At 38.1% G+C, this 25257-nt stretch carries 25 protein-coding genes and 1 other annotated feature; of the genes, 4 read left to right on the forward strand and 21 right to left on the reverse strand.

The window, feature by feature from the left end; genetic code table 11:
• Positions 1–4: 4 nt before the first annotated feature.
• From yhbY to O7776_RS13400, 5 genes are all read right to left on the reverse strand, one after another.
• Positions 5–310, reverse strand: a complete 306-nt coding sequence (yhbY, locus tag O7776_RS13380) for a ribosome assembly RNA-binding protein YhbY (protein WP_274307533.1) — start codon at positions 308–310, stop codon at positions 5–7.
• Between the two features lie 5 nt (positions 311–315).
• On the reverse strand, positions 316–1146 hold the full coding sequence (aroE, locus tag O7776_RS13385; RefSeq protein ID WP_274307534.1) for a shikimate dehydrogenase: 831 nt from the start codon (positions 1144–1146) through the stop codon (positions 316–318).
• Positions 1147–1225: 79 nt separating this feature from the next.
• Positions 1226–2329, reverse strand: coding sequence for a ribosome biogenesis GTPase YqeH (gene yqeH / locus O7776_RS13390; RefSeq protein ID WP_274307535.1), 1104 nt, complete (start codon positions 2327–2329; stop codon positions 1226–1228).
• 36 nt (positions 2330–2365) lie between these two features.
• Positions 2366–2881: a YqeG family HAD IIIA-type phosphatase gene (locus O7776_RS13395; protein ID WP_274307536.1), complete on the reverse strand. Its 516-nt coding sequence runs from the start codon at positions 2879–2881 to the stop codon at positions 2366–2368.
• Between the two features lie 33 nt (positions 2882–2914).
• Positions 2915–3697, reverse strand: coding sequence for a phosphatidylserine decarboxylase (locus O7776_RS13400; protein WP_274307537.1), 783 nt, complete (start codon positions 3695–3697; stop codon positions 2915–2917).
• Positions 3698–3975: 278 nt separating this feature from the next.
• On the opposite strand from O7776_RS13400, the gene pssA reads away from it, so the two are divergent.
• Positions 3976–4515 (forward strand): CDP-diacylglycerol--serine O-phosphatidyltransferase, encoded by a 540-nt coding sequence (pssA, locus tag O7776_RS13405; protein WP_274307538.1) that lies wholly within the window; start codon positions 3976–3978, stop codon positions 4513–4515.
• Positions 4516–4592: 77 nt separating this feature from the next.
• On the forward strand, positions 4593–5297 hold the full coding sequence (gene sigK, locus O7776_RS13410) for an RNA polymerase sporulation sigma factor SigK (protein ID WP_274307539.1): 705 nt from the start codon (positions 4593–4595) through the stop codon (positions 5295–5297).
• A gap of 359 nt (positions 5298–5656) precedes the next feature.
• On the opposite strand, the gene mtnN is transcribed toward sigK, so the two are convergent.
• The 14 genes from mtnN to O7776_RS13480 all read right to left on the reverse strand — a co-directional run bounded on the left by mtnN (position 5657) and on the right by O7776_RS13480 (position 19476).
• The gene (gene mtnN, locus O7776_RS13415; RefSeq protein WP_274307540.1) at positions 5657–6349 is read right to left on the reverse strand and encodes a 5'-methylthioadenosine/S-adenosylhomocysteine nucleosidase; all 693 of its coding nucleotides are present in this window, start codon (positions 6347–6349) and stop codon (positions 5657–5659) included.
• Between the two features lie 193 nt (positions 6350–6542).
• Positions 6543–7223, reverse strand: coding sequence for a YrrS family protein (locus O7776_RS13420; RefSeq protein WP_274307541.1), 681 nt, complete (start codon positions 7221–7223; stop codon positions 6543–6545).
• An 87-nt stretch (positions 7224–7310) separates the two neighbouring features.
• Positions 7311–7796 carry a transcription elongation factor GreA gene (greA, locus tag O7776_RS13425; RefSeq protein ID WP_274307542.1) on the reverse strand — a complete coding sequence of 162 codons (486 nt, stop codon included), beginning with the start codon at positions 7794–7796 and terminating at the stop codon, positions 7311–7313.
• Positions 7797–8062: 266 nt separating this feature from the next.
• Positions 8063–8701: a uridine kinase gene (gene udk, locus O7776_RS13430; RefSeq protein ID WP_274307543.1), complete on the reverse strand. Its 639-nt coding sequence runs from the start codon at positions 8699–8701 to the stop codon at positions 8063–8065.
• Entirely contained in the window at positions 8702–9979 is a 1278-nt protein-coding gene (locus tag O7776_RS13435) for a peptidase U32 family protein (protein WP_274307544.1), read from the reverse strand. It lies immediately after the preceding gene.
• A gap of 19 nt (positions 9980–9998) precedes the next feature.
• A complete protein-coding gene (locus O7776_RS13440; protein ID WP_274307545.1) occupies positions 9999–10931 on the reverse strand; it encodes a peptidase U32 family protein in 933 nt (310 codons plus the stop codon).
• 5 nt (positions 10932–10936) lie between these two features.
• Positions 10937–11569, reverse strand: a complete 633-nt coding sequence (locus tag O7776_RS13445; RefSeq protein ID WP_274307546.1) for an O-methyltransferase — start codon at positions 11567–11569, stop codon at positions 10937–10939.
• Between the two features lie 465 nt (positions 11570–12034).
• Positions 12035–13153: an endolytic transglycosylase MltG gene (gene mltG, locus O7776_RS13450; RefSeq protein WP_476661787.1), complete on the reverse strand. Its 1119-nt coding sequence runs from the start codon at positions 13151–13153 to the stop codon at positions 12035–12037.
• A gap of 190 nt (positions 13154–13343) precedes the next feature.
• Positions 13344–13856: a DUF1292 domain-containing protein gene (locus tag O7776_RS13455; protein WP_274307547.1), complete on the reverse strand. Its 513-nt coding sequence runs from the start codon at positions 13854–13856 to the stop codon at positions 13344–13346.
• Between the two features lie 233 nt (positions 13857–14089).
• Entirely contained in the window at positions 14090–14377 is a 288-nt protein-coding gene (locus O7776_RS13460; RefSeq protein ID WP_274307548.1) for a DUF1292 domain-containing protein, read from the reverse strand.
• 142 nt (positions 14378–14519) lie between these two features.
• Positions 14520–14936, reverse strand: a complete 417-nt coding sequence (gene ruvX / locus O7776_RS13465) for a Holliday junction resolvase RuvX (protein WP_241369268.1) — start codon at positions 14934–14936, stop codon at positions 14520–14522.
• Positions 14936–15205 carry an IreB family regulatory phosphoprotein gene (locus O7776_RS13470; protein ID WP_241369270.1) on the reverse strand — a complete coding sequence of 90 codons (270 nt, stop codon included), beginning with the start codon at positions 15203–15205 and terminating at the stop codon, positions 14936–14938. Before O7776_RS13470 ends, ruvX begins: the two co-directional genes overlap by 1 nt.
• A 114-nt stretch (positions 15206–15319) precedes the next feature.
• The gene (alaS, locus tag O7776_RS13475; RefSeq protein WP_274307549.1) at positions 15320–17992 is read right to left on the reverse strand and encodes an alanine--tRNA ligase; all 2673 of its coding nucleotides are present in this window, start codon (positions 17990–17992) and stop codon (positions 15320–15322) included.
• A 69-nt stretch (positions 17993–18061) separates the two neighbouring features.
• Positions 18062–18272 (reverse strand) — a binding site (T-box leader).
• Positions 18273–18327: 55 nt separating this feature from the next.
• On the reverse strand, positions 18328–19476 hold the full coding sequence (locus O7776_RS13480; RefSeq protein WP_274307550.1) for an MFS transporter: 1149 nt from the start codon (positions 19474–19476) through the stop codon (positions 18328–18330).
• 106 nt (positions 19477–19582) lie between these two features.
• Here O7776_RS13480 and yeiL point away from each other — a divergent pair, with 106 nt between their 5' ends.
• Entirely contained in the window at positions 19583–20251 is a 669-nt protein-coding gene (gene yeiL / locus O7776_RS13485) for a transcriptional regulator YeiL (RefSeq protein WP_274307551.1), read from the forward strand.
• 614 nt (positions 20252–20865) lie between these two features.
• On the opposite strand, the gene recD2 is transcribed toward yeiL, so the two are convergent.
• The gene (gene recD2 / locus O7776_RS13490) at positions 20866–23364 is read right to left on the reverse strand and encodes an SF1B family DNA helicase RecD2 (RefSeq protein ID WP_274307552.1); all 2499 of its coding nucleotides are present in this window, start codon (positions 23362–23364) and stop codon (positions 20866–20868) included.
• Between the two features lie 163 nt (positions 23365–23527).
• Here recD2 and hisA point away from each other — a divergent pair, with 163 nt between their 5' ends.
• Positions 23528–24280 carry a phosphoribosylformimino-5-aminoimidazole carboxamide ribotide isomerase gene (gene hisA, locus O7776_RS13495; protein WP_274307553.1) on the forward strand — a complete coding sequence of 251 codons (753 nt, stop codon included), beginning with the start codon at positions 23528–23530 and terminating at the stop codon, positions 24278–24280.
• Positions 24281–24347: 67 nt separating this feature from the next.
• Here the strand turns inward: hisA and O7776_RS13500 are convergent, their stop codons facing one another.
• Entirely contained in the window at positions 24348–25241 is an 894-nt protein-coding gene (locus O7776_RS13500) for a manganese catalase family protein (protein ID WP_274307554.1), read from the reverse strand.
• Between the last annotated feature and the right edge of the window lie 16 nt (positions 25242–25257).

A 25257-nucleotide genomic window follows, 5' to 3' on the forward strand; every position in this document is an offset into this window, starting at 1 on the left:
CACCTTATTTCGCTTGTGCTTTTGGTAATACGATTTTTTTATTGTTACGAGATTCTTTATATAACACAACTGTTAATCCGATTAATTGTACTAATTCAGCGCGTGTACCTTCTGCTAACTCTTGTGCTACGTCATTTTTATCTTCTTCGCAGTTATCTAAAATACGTACTTTAATAAGTTCGCGAGCTTCTAAAACATCGCGTAATTGTACAAGCATTGCATCATTTACGCCACCCTTCCCCACTTGGAAAATTGGATCTAAATGATGTGCCTCAGCACGTAAAAAACGTTTTTGTTTACCTGTTAACATAATTTCTATTTTCCTCCTAATTGCTCTATTAAACGAGCAATCATTGCATTTGTATTTGGATAATTGCCTAACCAATGCTCATAAGCAATCGCGCCTTGATGAACGAACATGCCTAAGCCGTTGACAATTGTTGCACCTTTTTGCTCAGCCGCTTGCAAAAAGGGCGTCATTAATGGATTATACACAATATCAGCCGCAATTGCCCCTGTTGGAAACTTTTCAAGCGAAAATGGTAATGCAAAGTCGCCCGTCGACATACCTGCAGGAGTAGTTTGAATAAAGATTCGATACGCATCTAAATTCCCCTCTGCTTGTTGCATGGTAATCGCTACACCAGCATTCATTTCATCGACAATTTGTTGTGCTTTTTCGACTGTACGATTAGCAATTGTTATGTTTTTATAACCTACCATTTGAAGCGCAAATGCAATACCACGCGCTGCACCACCCGCACCGATTAATAATACAGGCTCCGTTCGCTTTGATGTACCGATTGCTGCTTCAAGTGACTTTACAAAACCTGGACCATCTGTGTTATAGCCTTTTAGTTTGCCTTCAGCTGTTCGTACGACTGTATTGACTGCACCCATTTTTTTTGCTAATTCATCTAATTCATCTAAAAAAGGAATAATCGTTTGTTTATGTGGAATTGTAACGTTCCAGCCACTAGCTCCTAGCAGTTTAAACGACGCAACTGCCTGCTGTAAATTTTCAGGCTTCACGTGTACTGGGATATATGTTGCATCTACTTTCTCCTGCTCATACCACGCATTGTGCATTTCAGGAGATTTTGATTGAGCAATCGGGTCTCCAATAACCGCAAACCACTTTTTCATCGACAAGACCTTCTTTCCCAAAAATTGAAATCCATTTCACCTTGGCATAATTACCGTCTAGCAGGTGTGCTGGTAGTCGTTAGATTAGTGACGGGCGAACGAATACTTCGACCCCTTTAGGTGCATACGCTGCAACGACAACATTTGCATGTTGTACCGTGATCCAGCCTAAACCTGAGAATACAACATCTGTTTTCGCTTCTTTAATCGAAAATTCATGACGTACTAATTCAGGTAATTGATCAATATGCGCTGCTGTAGGTGGTGCTAAAAGCTCCCCTTTATGCTCTGCGTACAATAAATCTGCTCGTTCTAGCTTTGTACGGTGAATTGGTAAATCATTTGCTACATGCACAGTAAATGCAGCACGTTCACCTTTAATGAAATCAAAGCGTGCTAATGCCCCAATAAATAACGTTTGTCCCTCATTTTGTTGATACACTTTTGGTTTAATTTCTTTTTTCGGCATAATGTATTTTAATTCACTCGAATCAATATGATGCGCCATTTGGTGATGATTGATAATACCAGGTGTGTCAAATAATGCAGCACCGTCATCTAACGGAATACCAATCATATCAAGTGTTGTCCCTGGGAAGTGAGATGTCGTAATTACTTCCCCTTCACCAGTTGCTTGTTTAATAATGCGGTTAATGAACGTTGATTTTCCTACATTTGTACAGCCAACTACATACACATCTTGTCCATTACGGTATTCTTCAATTGCCTCAACCACTTCTTGCATGCCCATACCTTTATGTGCAGAAACAAGTTTTACATCTATCGGCTTTAAACCTAATGCCTTTGCTTCGCGTTTTAACCAGTTGATTACCTTTTTTTCTTTTACAGATTTCGGTAAAAGATCGGCTTTGTTTGCAACTAATAATACTGGATTTTTTCCAACAAAACGGTGTAAACCAGGTAACCAGCTGCCGTTAAAGTCAAAAATATCTACAATTTTTACGATTAGACCTTGCTGTTGTCCAAGACCATTTAAAATACGTAAAAAATCGTCATCCGTTAAGCTAACTGGTTGAATTTCATTGTAATTTTTTAAACGGAAACAACGTTGGCAAATAATTGTTTCCTTTTCTAATGAAGATGCTGGCGCATAACCTAAACCATTCTTATCTTCTGTTTGAATCACTGTTCCACAGCCAATACATTGTGGCATTTCGTTCATTAAATATTTCCTCCTAAAATAAATGGCACCTTTGGATTAGTCCTCCCAAGGATATTGCCCTTTTCGTTTTAAATCATTGTACACACGACGCTCTACAAAGCGGTTAAACTTAGTTACAAGCCCGTCTGAGTCTGCAACAGGACGCACTAAAAACGTATAAATTTTTTGACGTTTTGCCCCCATGACATCCGTTAATAGTTGGTCGCCTAACATAGCAACCTCATTACGATTTAGGCGCAGTTTTACCATTGCATCATAGTAGGCCTTACCTAAAGGCTTTTTTGCACGATAAATAAACGGAATTCCATGTGGCTCTGCAAACGTTCTTACACGTTGTTCGTTGTTGTTTGATGCAATAATAACTTTTATGCCCGCTTCACGCATCATGTCAAACCACTCAACAAGTTCTTCCGTTGCATCAGCACGATCCCATTCTACTAACGTATTATCTAAATCCGTAATAATGCCTTTAATGCCTAGGTTGGCCAATTTTTCTGGCGTTACTTCGAAAATACTCGTGACAAATTCATTTGGTAATAAAAAACTATACAAATTCGTTACCCCTAACTCAAATTGATTTTTCTATTATAACATAGTAGCAAAGGCTTCTCCCATTTTTATCTTCGCTCCTTGGGTTACGTTCTCACAAAACGTCACTGCCTCTCGTTCAAATAACATCACCACAGTTGAACCAAATGTAAAATAGCCAACCTCTTCACCTTTCTTCCAATTGCTCGTTGTATTCGTTAATTCAATCGAATTGACGAAAGTTGCACCTACTTTAATGAACGCTGCTTGGTGTTGGTCATCATATTTGATTTCGCTAATCATACGATAGTTATGGCTAATTGGTTTCTTTCCATATTCAAGACCCATTTGATTTACTGGATATGATTTTTGTCCGAGCACATATTGGCGAGTAATCTGTCCGTTAATCGGGCTATGTATACGGTGATAATCTGCTGGGCTTAAATAAAAGACAATATATGTGCCATCTTCGTATCGCTTTGCTTGTTTAGTGGAGCCAAGTAAAGCTGCTAATGAATACGGCTTATTTTTTACCGTAAACATCATGCCATCCGTAATTTTGCCGAAAACTTCAATTTTCGCATCTACTGGACTAGTAAAAATCGTCGGGCGATTATCTACAGGTCTTACATCCGCTTTTAACTCACGCACAAAAAAATCATGTAAACTTGTAAATTGTTGCTGTGATTTTGAAACCTCTGATAGGTTAATTCCGTATATATTACTATAGCTTTTAATAAAGGATTTACTTATTCGTGATTGGGCAACTGTTTGAAGCATTTTTGATGAAAATTTCCCATTCGAAAGTTCGATTAAATTTTGATACAATTTTTCTTTCACTTGCACTGGCCTCCAATGTTTATGTTTTCATATTTTCTAATTAAATTGATTTCGTAATTAATTTATTAACGTGAACCTCCACCTACCACGTAGATTGATGAATGCATTTACTAAACGAGTTTTTTGGACGGTAATTTTACCGCTTATAAATACGGGATAAAGATAAATTATATAATGGAAATGCACACAAATAAAGGTCCTATTATGAATAAACTACTACCTTTTTTTCAATTAACAAGTATAATAAAGAATAGCTAAAGAGCAAAGGAGTGTTTCCGATGTTTCTATTTCAAAAGGTGGATTCCACATTGAAAAAGATAAAAGCAAATGCTGCAAATATTATAACAATTACCAATATGTCATTTGGTGGAGCTGCAATTATGGCGACGTTAAATGATTCATATAGCTATAGTGTTTTACTAATTTTTATCGCAGCATTTTTAGACCGTTACGACGGCAAAGTCGCACGGAAATTTAATCAAGAGTCTGATTTAGGGAAACAACTCGATTCAATGGCTGATATAATTTCGTTCGGTGTTGCACCCGCCCTGTTAATGTATGAAATGGCATTAATCGATGCTGGTGTTACGGGAATGATGATGCCCGTATTATTTATCGCGGCTGGCGCAATTCGTTTAGCACGCTTTAATGTAATGGATTCAACAGGTTATTTTGTTGGTTTACCAATTACAGCAGCTGGTACGTTACTAACATTTTCTTATTTCTTTACCGATGTTCTATCAACGCAATTTTACATGATTTTGTTCCCTGTACTTGCTGTATTGATGGTTAGTACATTTACATTGAAAAAAGTGTAGGCACTTTAAGTCCTACACTTTTTTCATGCTCTGACGAAATTCATCATATACTGTCGAAAACGTGAAAGGAGATTTCTTTGAGCGGTGTTTTGACAGTACTGCTTCAACTTTGGCTTGAGTTCCCTGCACTTGTCGGCTATTTAAAAGGGCAAACATTTTCGAAGCCACTCAGTCGTGAACGAGAACAGCAAGTAATTTCCCGCTTTATGGAAGGTGACGAACAAGCGCGTATCGAATTAATCGAGCACAATATGCGACTTGTAGCGCACATCGTCAAAAAATTTCATCCCCCACATGAATTGCTCGATGATTATATTTCAATTGGCACAATCGGTTTAATGAAAGCCGTCAGTAGTTTTACCCCTGAAAAGAAAACTCGCCTAGCTACGTATGCCGCGCGCTGTATAGAAAATGAAATTCTCATGTATTTACGCACGCAAAAAAAGGTCCAAAAGGATGTATCATTATTTGAACCTATTGGTATAGATAAGGATGGGCAATCCCTACAAATTCGTGATTTACTTCAGCTTGATGAACCTTCCGCCATTGAAGAAATTGAAAAAAAGGAAGATTTCGCGAAGCTTTATCACTATTTAAACACACTCGAACCTCGTGAACTTGAAATCATATCCTACCGCTATGGATTGCAAAACTATGACCCCCACACTCAAAAAGAAATTGCAAAACGCCTCAATATTTCGCGCAGTTACGTATCCCGAATTGAAAAACGGGCATTAATCAAACTGTATCAGCAGTTTAAACACAATGAAAATCACCAATAAAAGAATTGTCTAGAAATTTCCTTGTGCCGAGGATGGAGGGCACACAATGCTAATCGCGAATGCGTTGTCACAGAAAGTGTCGTGTTTAGCATTCTATCTTTCTTATCTTGACTACTGCAAAAGCACCACCCTAAGCAGTTCCATAATACAGGAAGAGGACATTGTGCAAAAAGTGTTACTTTTTGCACAATGTCCTCCCCTTTAAGTGTTGCTTTCATTCGTTTCAAAAATCATCACGAATCCAATAATAGTTGTAATCGCAACGGCACCATAAAGTAAAAAAATCATCGCGTTCCCCCTTTAAACGAAGTATTAATCAAGTTATACCCGTTTAAGAATTATTGAAAACGCTTCGTTAATTATAATTTTGTAATCGCTTTTAATACTACTTCTGTTGAATGCTTCGCTGCTACTGGTAAAAACTCATCAAAGCTAAGATTCGATTCTTGGCCTGCAATATCAGATAACGCACGGATTACTACAAAAGGTGTACCGAATTGGTAGCAAACTTGCGCTACGGCAGCTGCTTCCATTTCAACTGCCTTCATTGTTGGGAAGTCTTTACGCACAGCTTCAACGCGTACAGGATTGCTCATAAATACATCGCCTGAACAAATTAATCCCACCGCTGCGTTGTGCTCACCTACTTCAGCCACTGCTTGTTGTGCCACTCCCATTAACTTTTCATCAGAGTTATATGCTGCTGGCATGCCCGCCATTTGCCCAATTTCATAGCCAAATACTGTTACGTCACAATCATGATGACGTACTTCATCAGAAATGACAATATCCCCTACTTTTAATGCGCTATCAAAGCCACCAGCTGAACCTGTATTAATCACAACATCTGGCTGATATTTTTCTAATAAAATTGTTGTCGACATAGCTGCGTTTACTTTTCCAATACCACTTTTTAAAAGCACAACTTCTTTGCCTTCGTATGTACCCGTTGTATATTCGCTGTTTGCGATTGTTTCAGATTGTGGGTTTTGCAATGCTGCTCGTAATAATTCTACTTCTTGTTCCATTGCACCAATTACTGCAATTTTCATATCTATTCCTCCAATGTTAAAGCACTCTTCTTAAAGTACTCAATCCTACTACACTTCGTCAAGCAAAATTTGTGACAACTGCAAGGACACTAGACCAACATGATGTTGATCACTCACGCGTTGCCACACGGTGTAGCGCTCTTTACTTGAGTTCCCTTTTTCAGCCCTAGTTAGGAGCTTTTAATGTAGCAAATTAATAGGCACCAACAACTGTATTTAACATTTCTAAGCGCGTTGGTTTCCAGCCTTCACCATCAATCCATTCTATACTAACACGATACATTTCCGATTTATCCATTGACGTGACAACCGCAATTGCAGTATTTGCACTACCATTATTTTTTACTCTTAACACAATACTATTGTCTTGTTGTAAATCAAGCACACTAAAAACTGCCTTTAGCTTCTCTTCATAATCGATATGACCCGATACAAATGTCGATACATGCTTACCCGTTTGCTCAGTCGGATATGCTGCCCACGCACTATTCACTTGAACTTCATCGACAATTGGATCTGCAGAAGGTAGTATGGTGTTTTCAACTACATCTGTCGTTTCTTCCGTCACATTTTCATCATCTTCATCGTTTTCATCGTTTTCATCGGTAGTTCCAGCATTCGTTTGATCTCCACTCGTTTGATCTTCATTCGATTGTTGCTCTTCTGAAACAGCTTGCTCATTTGTTTCTTTCGGTTCTGCCTGGTCTTTTGGTACTGAATCATTTGATAATATTATCGCTAATGTTACGACAATCGCTATTGCCACAATTGCAATTAAAATATTTAAATTTTTATTGACCCGATCAAATTTTGAGCTCTTTGCTTTTTCTTCCGCATACTGTTGTCGTGTTTGAAAGCGTCTTTTACGTTCCATTTCCATACCCCCTATGCATGTACATATTGTAGCAAAAATAAAAGCAGTTAGCGAATATACGCTAACTGCTGCTTGCAAAAAATACAATTATTTAATTTCTAAAATAACAACTTCCATGTCGCCGCCTGGTGTTGTTAATTTTACAACATCATCGACTTGTTTGCCCATTAATGCTTTTGCGATTGGCGAGTCGTTTGAAATTTTACCTTCGATTGGATCTGCCTCTGCTGAACCTACAATTGTATAAGATTCTTCAAAGTTTGCACGCTTACCGCCGATTAGCTCATCGAAAGTAATCGTTTTACCTAATGACACAGCATTCGTAGTACCATCTTCAGTGATGATTAATGAATTACGTAACATTTGTTCGATTAAGGAAATACGTCCTTCAACGAATCCTTGCTCTTCTTTTGCTGAATCGTACTCAGAGTTCTTTGATAAGTCACCAAAAGAACGCGCTACTTTAATACGCTCTACTACTTCTGGGCGTTTTACCGTTTTTAATTCGTTTAATTCATTTTCTAATTTTGTTTTACCTTCAAGTGTCATTGGATATTGTTTTTCGTTTGACATTTGTTCTCACTCCTCCGTTATACCTTGAAAACGTTTACTTATACCATTTTCATGCTGTTTACTTTATTCTTAATTTGAACAAAGTTTACAATTCAAATTTTTTGTTCATAAATAACAGAAAACCCGACTACTAGTTTACGGTATGTGTAAAGATGTCTAATTAGAATCTTTACACAGCGTTTACTAGCAGCCGAATTTCATCATTGCTTATTTATGTGTTGTTACCATTATTGAAATGCAATATTTGTAAATACTACACCATCATATTACAAGTTAGCACCAGTTTCAAGAATTGTTTTTATTTTCGTTACCATTAAATCGATTGCAACGTTATTATCGCCACCTTCTGGGATAATGACATCCGCATAACGCTTTGTTGGTTCGATAAACATATTATGCATTGGTCTTACTGCCGATAAATATTGCTCAATTACTGAATCTGCTGTGCGACCGCGCTCTTTAATATCACGTTGAATACGGCGAATAATGCGTAAATCCGAATCTGTGTCTACAAATAATTTAATGTCCATTAAATCACGTAAACGCTCATCTTCAAGTACTAAAATACCTTCAACGATAATTACATCTTTCGGTTCGACGTCAATAACTTCTTCAGAACGCGTATGCTGTACATAATCATACACCGGCTTTTTTACCGCTTTATATTCTATTAGGCTGTGTACATGCTCAATTAATAAATCTGTATCAAATGCTAATGGATGGTCATAGTTTGTCAAAAGACGCTCATCAAACGTCATATGGCTTTGGTCTTTGTAGTAAAAGTCTTGTTCGATTACTACTACTGAATGGTCACGGAAAACATCATAAATGGCACGTGTTACACTCGTTTTACCTGAGCATGAACCACCAGCAATCCCGATAACAACAGGGCGCTTATTTGTCATTTAGTTGTTCTCCTTTCGCATCATGTCGTACTTCGAAAGTGGTCGGTCGACTTTGAATTTTAAAATTTGCAATGGGTGACGCGCAACATCTAACTCGTTGCCATCTTCGTCCCAAAGTTGGCCAACTGTCATTTTGAACGTTTCAATATTTGGTCCGAAGAATTCAATTGTATCACCTGGTTTGAAGTAGTTACGCTGCTCCATCGTCACCATTTGCGTTTCCGCATCATAGTCCATTACAAAGCCTGCGAAATCCCACTTCATTTTATGTGAGTGGAAACCGAACATTTGCTGTTTATAACTTGGCTCACCTTCGAAGAATGAAGAAGCTGTCGCGCGATTTGCACAACGCGCTAATTCTTCTAACCATTCTTTTTGGAATGAGAAGTTTTCTGGGTCAGCACAGTATGCGTCAATTACTTTACGATATACTGAAACAACTGTTGCCACGTAGTGAATTGATTTCATACGACCTTCTACTTTTAATGAATCAATGCCCAACTCAATCATGTGAGGAATTGATTCGATTAACTTTAAGTCTTTTGGACTCATCGCAAATGGTGCTTCACCTTCGTTAAATAATGCTACTTCTTCACCGTCTTTTTCTTCGTATAGATCATAGTCCCAGCGACAAGATTGGCAGCAGCCGCCACGGTTTGAGTCACGTGCTGTCATGTGATTCGATAATGTACAACGACCAGAGTAAGCGATACACATTGCACCGTGCACGAATGCCTCGATTTCAATATCTACTTCCTCTTTCATTTTTAGCATTTCTTCGCCGCCAACTTCACGTGCCAGTACAACACGCTCTAAACCTTCGTCTTTCCAATACTTAACCGCTTTCCAGTTTGAAAGTGATTGCTGTGTAGAAAGGTGGATTTCTAAAGATGGAGCTGCCTTTTTACAAGTTTCGATAATTAACGGGTCGGCTACAATAATCCCTTTAACACCAGCACCTTCAATTCCTTGTAAATATTCTTCAAGACCGTCCATATTTTCATTGTGAGCGAAAATGTTTGTTGTAACGTAAATCACTGCGCCATATCGGTTGGCAAACTCTACGCCTTCTTTCATCTCTTCAATAGTGAAGTTTCCTGCGTTTGAACGTAGACCGAATTCTTGACCACCGATGAATACAGCGTCTGCGCCGTAATGTACGGCAACTTTTAATTTTTCTAAGCTTCCTGCTGGTGCCAAAAGCTCAGGTTTTTTCGTAATCACTGTTTTTCCGTTAATTGTTTCACGGATTTTTTCGTTTTGAATTAACTGTAGCATGATGCCTTCGTTCTCCTTCCTAGTAAACTGTTTCTTTGTAGATGAAGCCAGTATCCAGTGGACGTAACGCCGGCTGAATTGCCTCTACTTGCTCGAATAATTCAGATTTGATTTCATCGTATGCATCTTCACCTTGCTCAAAGTAGGTATCAATTGCTGTACGGTAAAGTGACGCCACTTTGACCACATAGTCGAATGATTGTAAGATGCCATCGATTTTTAATGAATCAATGCCTGCTTCGAATAGTTCATTCATTTCTTCGATAATACACATATCATTTGGAGAATATATGTGCGTACCGTTCATGTCTTCATAAATTGGGTATTTATTTTTACGTTCTTTATCATGTATGAACATGTTTTTATTGTCTTTACGATTTTCGATTTCCATCGCTTGATCGCGGTATAAGAAATAGTTACCTAAAAGGGAACGCTTTGATTGGAACATGCATGTCATACCGTGCACTTGCACTTCGATTTCATGTTTTGTATTTTCTTTAATCTCTAACACTTCGTCAACAGAAAGCTCACGTGCTAATACACCACGTTTACTGCCTCGCTCACCCCAATAGTTTACTTGGAACCAGTTTGTAGCTGTTGTTTCTGGGTTCCAATGTAATGGAATCGTGATGCCTAATTCGCGAACCGCAACGATTACCGCTGGATCACCAAAGATTAGCGCATCAACACCAATTCGTTTCATTTCTTGTAAATACACGTCTAGCGCTTCTAAACGATCATTATGGAATAAAACATTTACCGCTACATATACTTTTTTACCTGCAGCATGAATAAGCTTCGTTGCCTCTTCTACTTGTGCTACGGTAAATTCTCCAGCTAAACGTAAGCCAAATTTCTGTTCACCAATTACAAAAGCATCTGCACCTGCATCAAGTAATGCTGCAACATGCTCTACCGATTGTGGTGTTACTAATAATTCTGGTTTTTTCACACTAATCACCTCTTCAAACATATTAACAAACCATCACCAACTGGGAAGAACGCACTTGTATAATCTGGGTGCGCCATAATCCAATCGGAAAATGTTTTTAAGTTTCGAATCATCGTTCTTTTTCTTCTCGGTACTTCTTTAATATCTAAATCTGAAAGCCCGTGCATATACATATTATCGATATATAAAACGCCACCCGATGGAACGAGCGGTGCATATTTTTCGAAAAACTTCATGTATTGCCCCTTTGCCGCATCAATAAAAACAGCATCAAAAGTAGGTTTAATGGATTCCACATCTACTTCTAACGCATCGCCCTCTATGACTTGTATACGGTCTTTTACCTGTGATCTTGCAATGAATTGTTTCGCATATTGTACACGTGACACATCACGTTCAATTGTGACAATTTGGCACGTTGGTAAAGCTTGTGCCATACGCATTGCTGAATACCCAATCGCTGTCCCAATTTCTAAAATCGATTTCGGATTTTGAATGCGCAGTAGCTGATTTAATGACTCAATACCAGCAAGCTGCATAATTGGTACATGATTCTCCTCTGCAAAGCGTTCCATTTCTAATAATAATTCATCACGTTCAGGAATGAAGGAAGCAATATAAGCATCTGATAATTCCATTCGTCTATCTCCCTTTACGTGTAGTTTTGCCTCGCATCTTTTCATTAGAAAAACACATTCCGTGCCAGTTAGCGTGAAATGATGTCGCATCTTTGTGGATTTCCTTGAAAAGGTATACTTCCCAATCCACTAAAAAAAGACGAAACGAAAGATGTTTGCGCCTACAAGCTTATTTATATAAGGACAAAAAATCACAATTTATGATAGCACGAAAAGAATAGGAATGCGAATAATCTTTACTAAAATCCGCCTTTAGACGAAAATATCTATCACATTTTGACGAAGTTACGACTAGATTTTTCGAGTTAATTCGATAATTACCTTATATATGTGTGCTATTAACTGAGGGATTTATCTTCATTTAACTACGAAATTGCACTAAAAAAAATAGCGATTATCTCTACTTTCATAAAAAGTGAGAGATAATCGCGAATTAAATTTATATTCTTTTAAAATTTTTCTAACTTAACGTAAATATTTTTCAATATTCGCTAAATGCTCATCATACGATTTAGCAAAGTGATTTGTTCCTTCTTTATCTGCTAAGAAATAAAGATAATCCGTTTCAGTTGGATTTAATGTCGCTTCAATTGATGTTTTCCCAGCACCAGCAATTGGGCCTGGTGGTAGACCAACATTTACATACGTATTATATGGATTTTTCACTTCTAAATCTTCATACAGCACTCGGTCTTTATGCGAACCTAACGCATAAAGCACAGTTGGGTCGGTTTGAAGTGGCATATCAATTTTCATTCGATTGTAGAATACACTCGCTATCGTTTCACGATCTGTTTGAGCAGTTGCTTCCTCTTCAAGTAGAGAAGCAAATGTTAAAAACTCATGAACCGACATTTCTTTTTCTGCTAAAACTGTTGTGTATTCAGACACAATTGTATTCATCGACGTTAGCATCGTTTTAATTACATCGTCAAGCGTAGGGTCTTTCTCAAAGAATGGATATGTCGCTGGATATAAGTAGCCTTCTAATGCATAACGAACATTCTCTTTTAAAATATCTTCTGTAAGTAATTCTGGATACTCTGTCATCATTTGTTCGATGAATGATTGATTTGTTACGCGTTCCATGAATTTCTCAGCGCTATGTGATGTATTTTTTTCTACAACATTAGCAATTTGTTCTAATGTTAACCCTTCAGGTACTGTCATCGTAAACACTGGCTCACGATAGACACGGCCTGTTTTTAAACTTTCGATAATTTCATCAAGCGTCATTGATTGTGTTAATGAATAATTACCAGCTTGGAAATCAGATTCGTTTTTAAATTTCGTATAATATTTAAAAATGCTCGCATCTTTAATAATACCTTTTTGCTCTAAAATACTCGAAATTGATGTAATCCCTGAACCCATCGGAATTTCCACTTCAATTTTTTTATTTGATTCTGGGTCCACTGGCTCTAGTGCCGAAGTGACATAATTATAGCTTGAATAACCCGCAATTGCGATAACAATAAGAACGACAAGCGCGATGATCCCAACAATTTTCCGCACGGTTTTCACCTCTCCTTTACGTTCCTTCATTTTCTTGAACATTTCTTGCTTTGAATTTTCATCTAGCACGGGAGTCCCCCCTTTTTCTCTTTCATTATGATACATAAATTTAAGCTTTCATACAATAATTGGCGTTAAATTGATGAATTTATTCTCGTAAATGAAGACGAATAAATATACTTTGAGGTTCAAACAGAAAAAAAGATATGCTAAAAGTTTTTCAACTTTCAACATATCTCTTATCCATATCACTTTTGAATTAGTTTTGTGCTAATGAATTTAGGACATCTTCCACCATTGCCCATTCTTCATCTGTTTCGATTGGCAATAAGTCCACTACTTCACCGTTTTCCCCAGCAATATAAGCTGAAGCGAATACTTCTTCAAGCTGAGGCTCGTCATCTTCTAAAATCGCATAGAATAAATAGCTTTTCCCTGCATTGTCGAAGCGGTGTAAAATTTGGCACATAATTTCTTCGTCTTCTTCATTTGTAATTGTGAAGTAATTGGCTTGGTCTGTACCAAATTCAGCTAATACTGTATTCATCACTTCTTCCACCATTGTCCACTCTTCATCCGTTTCGATGTCCGAAAAATCCGCCATTTCTCCATTTTCGTCTAGCTCGTAGCGCAATGCTGAAATTCCAGCATCTTCATCGCCCACTAATGAGAATAATACGTATGAATGATCGTCTGAATCAAATGTGAATACAACACGGCATTGTTGTTCGCCGCCATCTTCCTTTTGTAAAATGAACATATTTTCTTCCATTATTTTTTCCTCCTAAATGATTGAGAGTTGTTCAAAAAGTAATATCTTTTACACAGCGCCCAAACCAAAAATTAATGATTCATTGAAGGCAGAGATCGCAATTAGAGGGTAATTGCTAAAATCAACTCATGTGAAAACGCATTCACGACCCGTAATGTGCTGCCCTCCATCTTCGGCGAAAAGGGATTGTCTAGAAAACACTTTCCAGACAATCCCTTTGTTTTTCGAATAAATTATTCTTCGCCTAATTCGTCTTCGATTTGATTTAATACTTCTTCAATTAAATCCCATTCTGCTTCAGTTTCGATAGGCGTTAATTCGCCATCTTCACCATTTTCAGCTGGTACGAACGCTGATGCAAAGATTTCTACAGCACCATCTGCATCTTCTTCAGCACCTACTAAAGAATAAAGCACGTAAGATTTACCGAACTCTTCTGATTCAAATGTGTGTAAAATTTCGCAAAGTTGCTCGTTACCGTTATCGTCTACTACTGTAATGTGGTGTTGTTGTTCTGACATAATTGTCACCTCTTCATAATATTTAGGCAATACCTATTATTGCTCAACTCATTATACATAAAGCTTCCTGTATTCAGTACAAAAAAGCCTCATTTTAAGCAATTTTTATTTCTGCCTTAAAAGGATTTAAGGCAAGAAATGTTTAATTTCGGCTGTCTAAATAACCTTGTAAGATCATGACAGCAGCCATTTTATCAATGACCTGTTTACGTTTTTTACGGCTTACATCTGCTTCTAGTAGCACGCGCTCAGCAGCCATCGTTGTTAAACGCTCATCCCATAGCTTCACAGGGAACCCAAATGTATCTTCTAATAACTTTTTATAGTTTTCAGAAGCTTCCCCACGAGGACCAACTGTATTATTCATGTTTTTTGGATAGCCGACAACAAATTCTGTGACATTGTGCTCTTTTGTAAGTTCTTTAATGCGTTCAATGCCGAATTCACCTTCAGCTTCGTTGATTTTTACAGTTTCAATTCCTTGCGCTGTCCAACCAAGTGCATCACTAATTGCCACTCCGATTGTTTTTGAGCCAACGTCTAAACCCATAATTTTCATTATTCCGCCTCAGTATTCTTTCTAATATAAAATTTCACGAGCTCCTCTAATATTTCATCACGCTCGAGCTTGCGGATTAAATTACGCGCGTCTTGGTGGCGAGGGATGTATGCCGGGTCACCAGATAACAGATAACCTACAATTTGATTTGTTGGATTGTAACCTTTTTCTTCTAGAGACGTATACACCTTCAACATCACTTGCTTTACTTCTTGTTCCATTGACTCTTCAGGAAAACTGAATTTCATTGTTTGATCGAAAGAACTCAAGACCAGCACCTCGCTTTCAGCAATAAGGAGTCGGTATAAGACACCTTCTCCATTTTTACTATTATAACTTATTCAAGCAAGCACTTCAAATATGCTTCGAGTAAATTTTCAAACTTATAAAGATTTCACGTGTTCATATACATTTGCTAGAGCTTCATCTAATTTAGAAGCATCTTTTGCACCAGCCATCGCCATATCTGGACGACCGCCTCCCTTACCATCGCAAGCTTCTGCCACTAATTTTACGATGTTACCAGCATGGTAGTTACCACCAACAATATCTTTCGTTACACCAGCACATAGCATTACTTTATCATTATCTGATGCACCAAGTACGATAATTGCTGATGACATTTTTTCTTTTAAATCATCCATCATTTGACGTAATTGATTATTATCTTTCGCTTCAACGCGTGTCGCAAGTACGGTTACATCACCGATTTGTTGTGCCGCATCTAACACTGCACCAGCTTGTGCGTTGGCAATTTTTTGTGATAACGAATCATTTTCGCGTTGTAATTCTTTATAATCTGCTTGAAGTGATGCTACGCGTGTTGCTACATCTTTTGGATTTGCTTTTAATAAAGTTGCTGCTTCGTTTAGAATTGCTTCTTCTTCTTTAATTGCTTCATATGCAGCTTTACCTGTTACCGCTTCGATACGACGTGTACCAGCACCGATACCACCTTCAGAAACAATTTTGAAAATACCAATTTCAGAAGAACGGCTCACGTGTAAACCACCGCAAAGCTCGATTGAATAATCCGAAACTGCTACTACGCGGACAACATCACCGTATTTTTCACCGAATAATGCCATTGCGCCCATTGCTTTTGCTGAATCGATATCCATTTCTTGAATAACAACTTCGATATCTTCCCAAATCTTTTCGTTTACTGCGCGCTCTACTTGTGCAAGCTCTTCTTTTGTTGCCCCACCGAAGTGTGAAAAGTCGAAGCGCAAACGATCTGGACCTACATAAGAACCAGCCTGTGCTACGTGGTCACCTAACACATCTTTTAAAGCGCGGTGCATTAAGTGTGTAGCTGTATGATTTTTCAGGATTAATTTACGTTTTGCTTCGTCAACTTTAGCCGTTGCCGCGTCTCCAACGTTCATTTCACCAGATTCAACAACAACTGTGTGTAATGGTTGCCCGTTTGGTGCTTTTTGTACATCTTTTACGATTGCTTTGAATGTATCTGATTCAATAACACCTGTATCAGCTATTTGACCACCCATTTCAGCGTAGAATGGCGTTTCAGATAAGATAATAAGTGCTTCTTGACCTTCAGAAGCTGTGTTTGTTTCTTGACCGTTAACAACAATTGCAGCCACGGTACCTTGTAATTCATATGCATTGTAAGTAAATGTAGATGCCTGTTTTAAGTTTGATAATACTTCATTTTGGACTTGCATTGAGTCCACGTCCGTACGTGCATTACGAGCGCGTTCTCGTTGCTCTTCCATTGACGTCTCAAAACCAGCATGGTCAACTTTCATGCCTGCTTCTTCCGCGTACTCTTCTGTTAATTCCACTGGGAAACCAAATGTGTCATAAAGTTTGAATGCATCGCTACCCGGAATAACTGTTTCCCCTTTTGCTTTTTGTGCTTCAATGACTTCAGAAAGAATTGCTAAACCACCGTCTAATGTTTCGTGGAAGCGATCTTCTTCGTTTTTAATCACACGTTGAATGAATTCTTGTTTTTCAGTAACTTCTGGGTAGAAGTCTTGCATATTCGCACCTACTGTTGGCACTAATTTGTACATAAATGGCTTGTCGATACCAATTTGTTTTGCATAGCGTACCGCACGACGTAGTAAACGACGAAGTACATAACCACGTCCTTCGTTTGAAGGTAATGCTCCATCACCGATTGCGAATGCTACTGTACGGATATGGTCGGCAATAACTTTGAATGGCGTGTTAATATCTTCAGCTGAACCGAAAATTTCTTTTAAGTCTACTTCACCTGGACGTTTGTATTTACGGTTTGCGAATTCTTCTGTTTTTTCGATAATTGGCATGAATAGGTCCGTATCAAAGTTTGTTGGTACGTTTTGTACAACCGAAACGATACGCTCTAGTCCCATACCTGTATCAATATTTTGCTTTGGTAGTGGCGTGTAAGTGCCATCTGGATTATGGTTAAATTGAGAGAACACAAGGTTCCAAATTTCTAAGTAACGCTCGTTTTCGCCACCTGTGTATAGCTCTTCTTCAGGTGCACCAAATGCATAAGCTTCACCACGGTCATAGAAAATTTCAGAGTTTGGACCAGATGGACCTTCACCGATATCCCAGAAGTTCCCCTCTAAACGAATTAAACGCTCAGCAGGAATGCCAATTTCGTTATGCCACACGTCATAAGCTTCTTGGTCTTCAGGGTGTAGCGTAATCGATAATTTTTCAGGTTCAAAGCCCATCCATTTCGGATCCGTTAAAAATTCCCAAGCATAGTGAATTGATTCTTTTTTAAAATAATCACCAATTGAGAAGTTTCCTAACATTTCAAAGAAAGTATGGTGTCGCGCTGTTTTACCTACATTTTCAATATCGTTAGTACGAATTGATTTTTGAGCATTTGTAATTCGTGGGTTATCTGGAATAATACGACCATCGAAGTACGGCTTTAATGTTGCTACCCCTGAGTTAATCCATAATAATGATGGGTCATTGATAGGTACAAGTGGCGCTGAAGGCTCAACGTGGTGGCCTTTTTCTTTAAAGAAATCCAGGTATAAACGACGAATTTCAGATCCTGTCATTGTTTTTGTTGTCATGTGTTTTTCCTCCTAATATTGTTGAGTTGACGATGAATTTTACCAATAAAAAAAAGCCTCCATCCCAGGTAAAGGGACGAAGACTGTTATCTCGTGGTACCACCCTAATTTATAATGCAAAATGGCACTATATCTCAGATGCTTGTAACGTAAGCACACGGCAGGGATTAGCTGCACTCTGGAGTAGCTTTCGGTAATAGTTCATGGAGATTATTTCAGCCAAGGAATCTCTTTCTAATACATGATTATTATTACGTACTTATTCCATCATCGTTTTCAATTTTATTCTTTATTCATTATAAATAAAATAACAACGTACTGTCAATTGACACTTATTAATAATCAAAACGTTTTTTTGTCAACAGAATAATAAATACAGCAGGTACCGTAAAGATCAGCATACCTAAAAAGGCTAAGCCTGGTTCAATTTCATAAAGCACCCCACCAAGCAATGTTAATAGCGCCGCACTTAAGCTCATTGCTAATGCAGAATACAGTCCTTGCGCATTAGGAATTTGCTCTTTCGGTAAAGCTTTTGAAATATATTGTATGAATGCATAATGTGCCATTGCAAACGACAAGGCATGTAGCACTTGCGACACGACAAACATAGGCATATTTGGGAACAAATAAATGAGCAACCAACGCACTGTCGAGCCTATTGCAGCTAGCAACATGAGCGAAGAAGGCTTCCATTTCGTTAAAAACGAATCCGCCTTTAAGAAATATAAAATTTCAAAAAGCACCGCGACATTTAAAATCATCCCAATATAAAAAGCATTGACGTTTAAATTTTGTAAATAAATATAGCCATAATTGTAGTACGAGGCATGGGCACCTTGCAACAATATGACGACAATTATAACTACTACAAAACTCTTTTCCTTAAACAAACTTTTCATTGATAATGTTTTAGTGTTATCAATCTTTGGTAGAACACTTAAAATTGGTGGAGCTGGCATTAATTGAATCGCAAATAATGCAGTTAACCCAAAAATCATTGTCCATAAAATTATTTGTTCCCCGTAAACACCCGTTAACATACTAATAATTAATACAGACACAATGTAACCAAACGAACCAAGAGATCGCGCTTTTCCGTAATGGATTTGTCCATGTTGCATAAGTGTTGCGGCACTACTTTCCACAGCTGGTAATAATGCCGGATAAAACATGCTAAATAACATTGTAATTATAAACAATCCGACAAAAGAATCTACCGGGATATATAATACCGTCACAATTAATGAAGCTAACGTAAAGAATATTAATACACGTTTATTACTCATAATTTTTGAGACGTAAGGGAAAATAAACATCGTCGAAAACGCACGCGCTACTAATCCGAACCCCATAATTTCACTTGCTTCTGAAACTGAAACTCCCTTATCATTTATCAGCCAGCCTGTCCAATAGGCAATAAAAATGCCCCATGTTGCAAAAAACATAAAGAAGTTTTTCGCTAACCAACGTTGTTGATTCATACAAAACCTTCCTTTTTTTAATTTCTATTATGTTGAATATTAGCACGATACCCATTACAATACTGTGAGATATCTCATATTTTCTGTTTAGGAGTTGCATTATTTCTTGAAAAAATTAGCATATGATGAAGCAATTTATTATATTAACAAGTATCCCATTACGCAATATTTTTCATTTGATATTACCCCATTTATTCATGTGTATGAATTTGAAAAGGGTGAATTTATCTTTCAAGAGCAATCACACCCCGATGCGTTATACTACATGATTGAAGGGAAAGCAAAGCTATACATAACACATAAAAACGGGAAAATTTCTTTAATCGAATTTTTAACTTCCCCGACGTTTATGGGGGAAATCGAATTATTAAACGAGGCACGTTATTCAAAAGGCATTCAAACTGTTACACAAACCATTTGCCTTGCCATTCATTTCCGCGATGTAAAAGACAAGCTACTCGCCGATCCCGTTTTTTTAAAAAAGATTTGTCTGTTTTTAAGCTCAAAAACTATGAAAATAACTGCCAGGTATACTCAAAATCAAGCATATCCTCTTGAAAATCGACTTGCTTCTTTTATCTTACTGACTTCTGACAATGATTTTTACAAAGAAAAACATACCGAGGTATGCGAATATTTAGGAGTATCTTACCGCCATTTACTATTTGTACTTGCAAAGTTTACAGAGGCTGGCTATTTAACAAAGAATAACCGTGGCTATATTTTAAATGACCGAAAAACACTCGAACAATTGGCGTTAGAAATACAGTACTAGAAGACAAAAAATCCAGTAATTTCTTCAAATTTATAAGAAGAAATTACTGGATTAAATTAATAACTAACATTGAGCAAATTTACTAACAAAAAATGGATTAAGTGCAGTGTTACTTATTTTGGCGGGCTACGGCATGACAGCATGCATGGCCCGCCAAATAAAAATATTACGTTTTGTTTTAATAAAGGTAAAAGAGTCCAATGTTGCCTCTTGCGCTATCGCGAGGCGGCGGTGCTGAATAAAATATTACACTGTTTACAATATTGTATCTTAAATTAAAAGTTAGCCCTTTATAGTAGAGTGCCGCGAAGTGAAGTAAGGCTCAAATGCCGTATGATTTGAGCTTTGCTTTGCGACGAAAGCGCAGCGACAGGAGCACAATTTTTTGAGGAAACTTCTGAGACCTGCGCGTGTGCGGAAAAAAGAAAAGTTGCTCCTGCGGTTACTCGTCGCAAAGCGTTTGTCAACGCTTTGCAGCCACGCCCTCAGGAACAGTAGTGCAAATGCTAAAAGCGCCACATCGTGTGGCAACGCATTCGTGACCAACATCGTGTTGGCCTCCCGTAGCGTAGCAGAACGGATTATGTTAGATAAAGTAATAAATGATTTTCAATCTAATCATTGTAATCATACGGTGAAATGCCGTCCATACCAATCAACGGATGAATATAGGGCGCTGTTTCCGTTGTTAAATTGCTTGGTAATACTTCACCAATTTTATGTGATTCTGCAGTATTTAATAATCCTAACTGTTCTGTGGTAGATTGTATTGCTGTTTGTTCCTGTTTAAGTTCCATAATTGATGAGGGCTTTTCTTGTGACACCGCTTCGATAACTTCTGTCGTTAATGTTGGATTTAAACGTGCCTTTAATGTTGTAAAACGCATTAAATCATCTGTTGTTGCTAATCCTTTAGCCAGCACATCTGGTTCTCCACATAAAATTAAGAAGTTTTTTGCACGTGTAATACCAGTATACAGCAAATTTCGTCGTAGCATTTTCGAATAGCCACGAACAACTGGCATAATAACAGTTTGGAATTCTGAGCCTTGTGATTTATGGATTGAGCAGCAGTAAGCAAGGGTGATTTGATTTAAATCTGGTCGCTGATACGTTACTTCAATGCCATCATAAGAAACAACAAGTAAATCCTGCTTTTCAACTGTTTCCTTCGCTCGAATGATTGCAATAACTTCACCCATATCCCCATTAAATACGTTGTTTTCAGGTTGATTAACTAGTTGTAACACTTTATCACCAATACGGTAAATAGTATCCCCAAAGACGAGTTCTTTTCGTGTGCCATCATTCGGATTAACAAGCTCTTGAATTTCTTTATTTAAGTTATCAATACCTGCAGGCCCTTTATACATTGGCGCGAGCACTTGAATGTCACGAATTGCCTGACCTTTTGACATGGCTCCCTTCACTACTTGTGTGACAACACTCGTTACTTGGTTAGCAGCTGCTTGAATAAAAGAGCGATCGGATGTTTTCACCGTTAAACTATCTGGTACAATGCCCTTTTTAATTTGATGAGCCATTTCAATAATTGTTGAGCCTTCCGCTTGACGATAAACATCGGTTAATTCAACTATAGGAATTTGCTGCGAACCGAGCAAGTCTTTTAATACTTGCCCTGGTCCTACAGGAGGTAGCTGGTCTTGGTCACCAACAAAAACTACTTGTACATCTTCATGCAACGCTTTTAGTAGTTGATGTGCCAACCACGTGTCAACCATCGACATTTCATCGATAATAATTAACCGCCCAACAACCTCACGTCCTGTTTCTTCATCTTTTTCCTGTCCGTTAAAACCTAATAAGCGATGAATCGTCATCGCAGGTAATCCTGTTGATTCGGCTAAACGTTTTGCTGCACGTCCTGTTGGAGCTGCAAGTACGATCGGAAATGGCTCGTCTTTTTCTACATATGTTTTGGGATTTAAAGATAAACCATGTAGTTCTGCATACACTTCCACTAAACCGCGCACAACGGTCGTCTTCCCTGTACCTGGTCCGCCCGTTAATATCATGACGGCTGAATTAAGTGCCGTTTCAATTGCTTGTGCCTGTGTTGGAGCATATGTCACCTCATATTGCTCTTCAATATCGCCAATTGCTTTTCGAATTTCGTCACGCGAAAAATTTTGTGCTAACTTATTTTTTTCTTTTAGCTCAATAATTTTACTCGCGATTCCTACTTCACTGAAATAGAGCGTAGGTAAATACATGCGTGTTTCTTCACCGCAAATTTTCGACTCTTCACGCATTTCAATTGCCGCTTGTGAAATCGCCTCATACGGAATTTCAATACGCTGACTTTGTTCAAGCATTGCCTTTACTAGAGGAAGCACAATTTCTGCTTCCAAATAAACATGCCCCTCCGATAAAGCCGCATTTGTTAGCACATGAAAAATCGCCGCTTTTATCCGGTCTGGATGATTGCCAGTAATGCCAAGCTTCGCACCAAGTTCATCCGCGCGTATAAAACCCACCCCGTCTACTTCTTCAATAAGACGGTACGGATTTTCAGTAAGTAGCGAAATTGTTGCCTCTCGATAAGCTTGATAAATTTTCATCCCTAGCTGTGGGCCGAATCCCCATTCATTGAGACGTACCATTACACGCTCTAAACCTAGATTTTCTTCTATCGTCTGACGAATATGCAATTTTTTTTCTACTGAAAGTCGTGGTACCGCATCGAGCGCTGATGGGTCTTCTAAAATTTTCGTTAATGCATCGAGGCCAAGCTTTTCGACAATCGTCTCTGCTGTTTTGCGTCCAATACCTGTAAATAAATCACTCGATAAATAATGCACAATACCTTGCTCTGTTGTCGGCACTTCTTTTTCAAAGGTATCAATTTGAAATTGTACCCCATATTTTGGGTGTGTTTTCATTTGCCCTTTAAAACGGTAGAGCTCATCTTCAGCTAATTTTGGAAAATAGCCAACAACAATAATTTCTTTTTCTTCAAATTGAATATTTGTTTCTTGAATTTTGACACGAACAATGGAGTACATATTCGTTGCATTATGAAAAATTGTTACTATTGGGCGACCTAAAATAAAGTTTTTATTTAGCTCGAACAAATCTAGATTTTCCGCCATTTTCATGTCACACCTTCTTTTTCATCGTATCGTCATTTTACCATACGATGCCTATACTGTCTTTGCCATTGCTAAACCTGCGATGCGTCTGATTTTTCTATTAATTTCAGTTAGTAAAATGGTATGATAGAACATAATTATTGAAAGTAAAGGTAGTGAAAACATGCAATTTAGACCATGTATTGACTTACATGATGGCAAAGTCAAACAAATCGTCGGCAGCACGCTCGGCTATCAAGATAAAGAAGTTGTAGAAAATTTTACATCCGAGCATGATTCCTCATATTATGCATCATTATTTCAGCAAAATAAATTAACAGGTGGACATGTCATAATGCTTGGCCCTGGCAATGTAGACGCGGCAATTCGCGCGTTACAAGCGTATCCAAACGGCTTGCAAATTGGCGGTGGTATTACCGCTGACAATGCAACGAAATATATTGAGGCCGGCGCATCACACGTTATCGTTACCTCTTATATTTTTCATGATGGGATATTAGATATAGCGCGCCTCGAAAAATTAGTACAAGCTGTCGGCAAAGAAAGATTAGTCATTGATTTAAGCTGTCGCAAACGTGATGATAAATGGTTTGTTGTAACCGACAAATGGACGAAATTCAGTGATTTTGAAGTAAATGCACAATCGATTCAGCAAATTGAGAATTATTGTGATGAGTTATTAATTCATGCGGTTGACGTGGAAGGCAAACGTAGTGGTATGCAAGAGGAGCTTGTTCGTGATTTAGCGCAGTGGACTTCGATTCCAACTACGTATGCTGGTGGTGTACGTTCACTTGAGGATTTAAAAGAATTCGAATCAATCTCAAATGGTAAACTTCATGTAACAATTGGCAGTGCATTATCAATTTTTGGTGGCGATTTAGATTTCCAAAAGGTTGTAACGTATTGTAAGTAAACTGAGGATTGGCTCATCCTCGACGAAAAGGAATAGTCCAGGAAATACTTCCCGGACCATTCCTTTTTTATAAGTTGGCCATTAACCGCTTGGCAATCATTTGATATTCTTCAGGACCAATACCCGGTGCAAATTCTTCAGGTAGTTCATGTAAATCTGGAATTTTCACTCCCTTTGGTGTGCCCTCCTCCACAATGAGCGGAGCGTTCGTCAACGGATGTGTTCCTTTCCAAATCTTATCAATATCCTTATAATCGCCAACATAATTCCACGTAAAGAGTACATTTCCATAGCCGCGCTCTTCGTATTTTCTTGCCTGATCAAACACATGGTTATCAAGACTTGGAATTGGTAGCATTTTTGTGACATCAAGCCCTGTTGCCATTTCAATAGCTTTAGCATATGCCACTACGTGAACACCACCGCGCACAAGTAAATAACCAATCATTTCACGTGCGGTTGGGTGATCGGTCATCTCAAACACACGCATTTTATGAGTACGCGCTCCGCATTCTAAGAAAAAATTATGCAGTAAATCAAGCACTAAATTCCCACTAGAAAACACATTTTCCCCTGTCCAAGGCTTCCCCATTGAATCCATTGGTAAAGACGTTTGTGCAGCAGCAATAAAGCTTTGTGTATTCCGCATGTTTTTTGCATTTTGCAGTGGCGCCACATTTGGTACACCTGAAAACGAGCTATCCTTATTGAGTAAATTAATCGTATTCGCTACAAGCTCTACGTGGCCAAACTCCTCTGCCGTAATACTTGCAACTAAATCATAAAAAGGCTTTAGCTTCTTTTTGCCACGAAAATTAAACGACTGATACATATAATTATTAAGTGTCGACATTTCGCCAAACTTTCCACCTAATAATTCTTGAACTGCACTCGCCGCATTGGCGTCACCATACTCCACTTGCGGCAATTCAATTAACAAACGATTAACGCGTTGAAACAAACTTGCACCCCTCCTA

The organism is Solibacillus daqui (assembly GCF_028747805.1).
GTDB classification, from domain to species: Bacteria; Bacillota; Bacilli; order Bacillales_A; family Planococcaceae; genus Solibacillus; species Solibacillus daqui.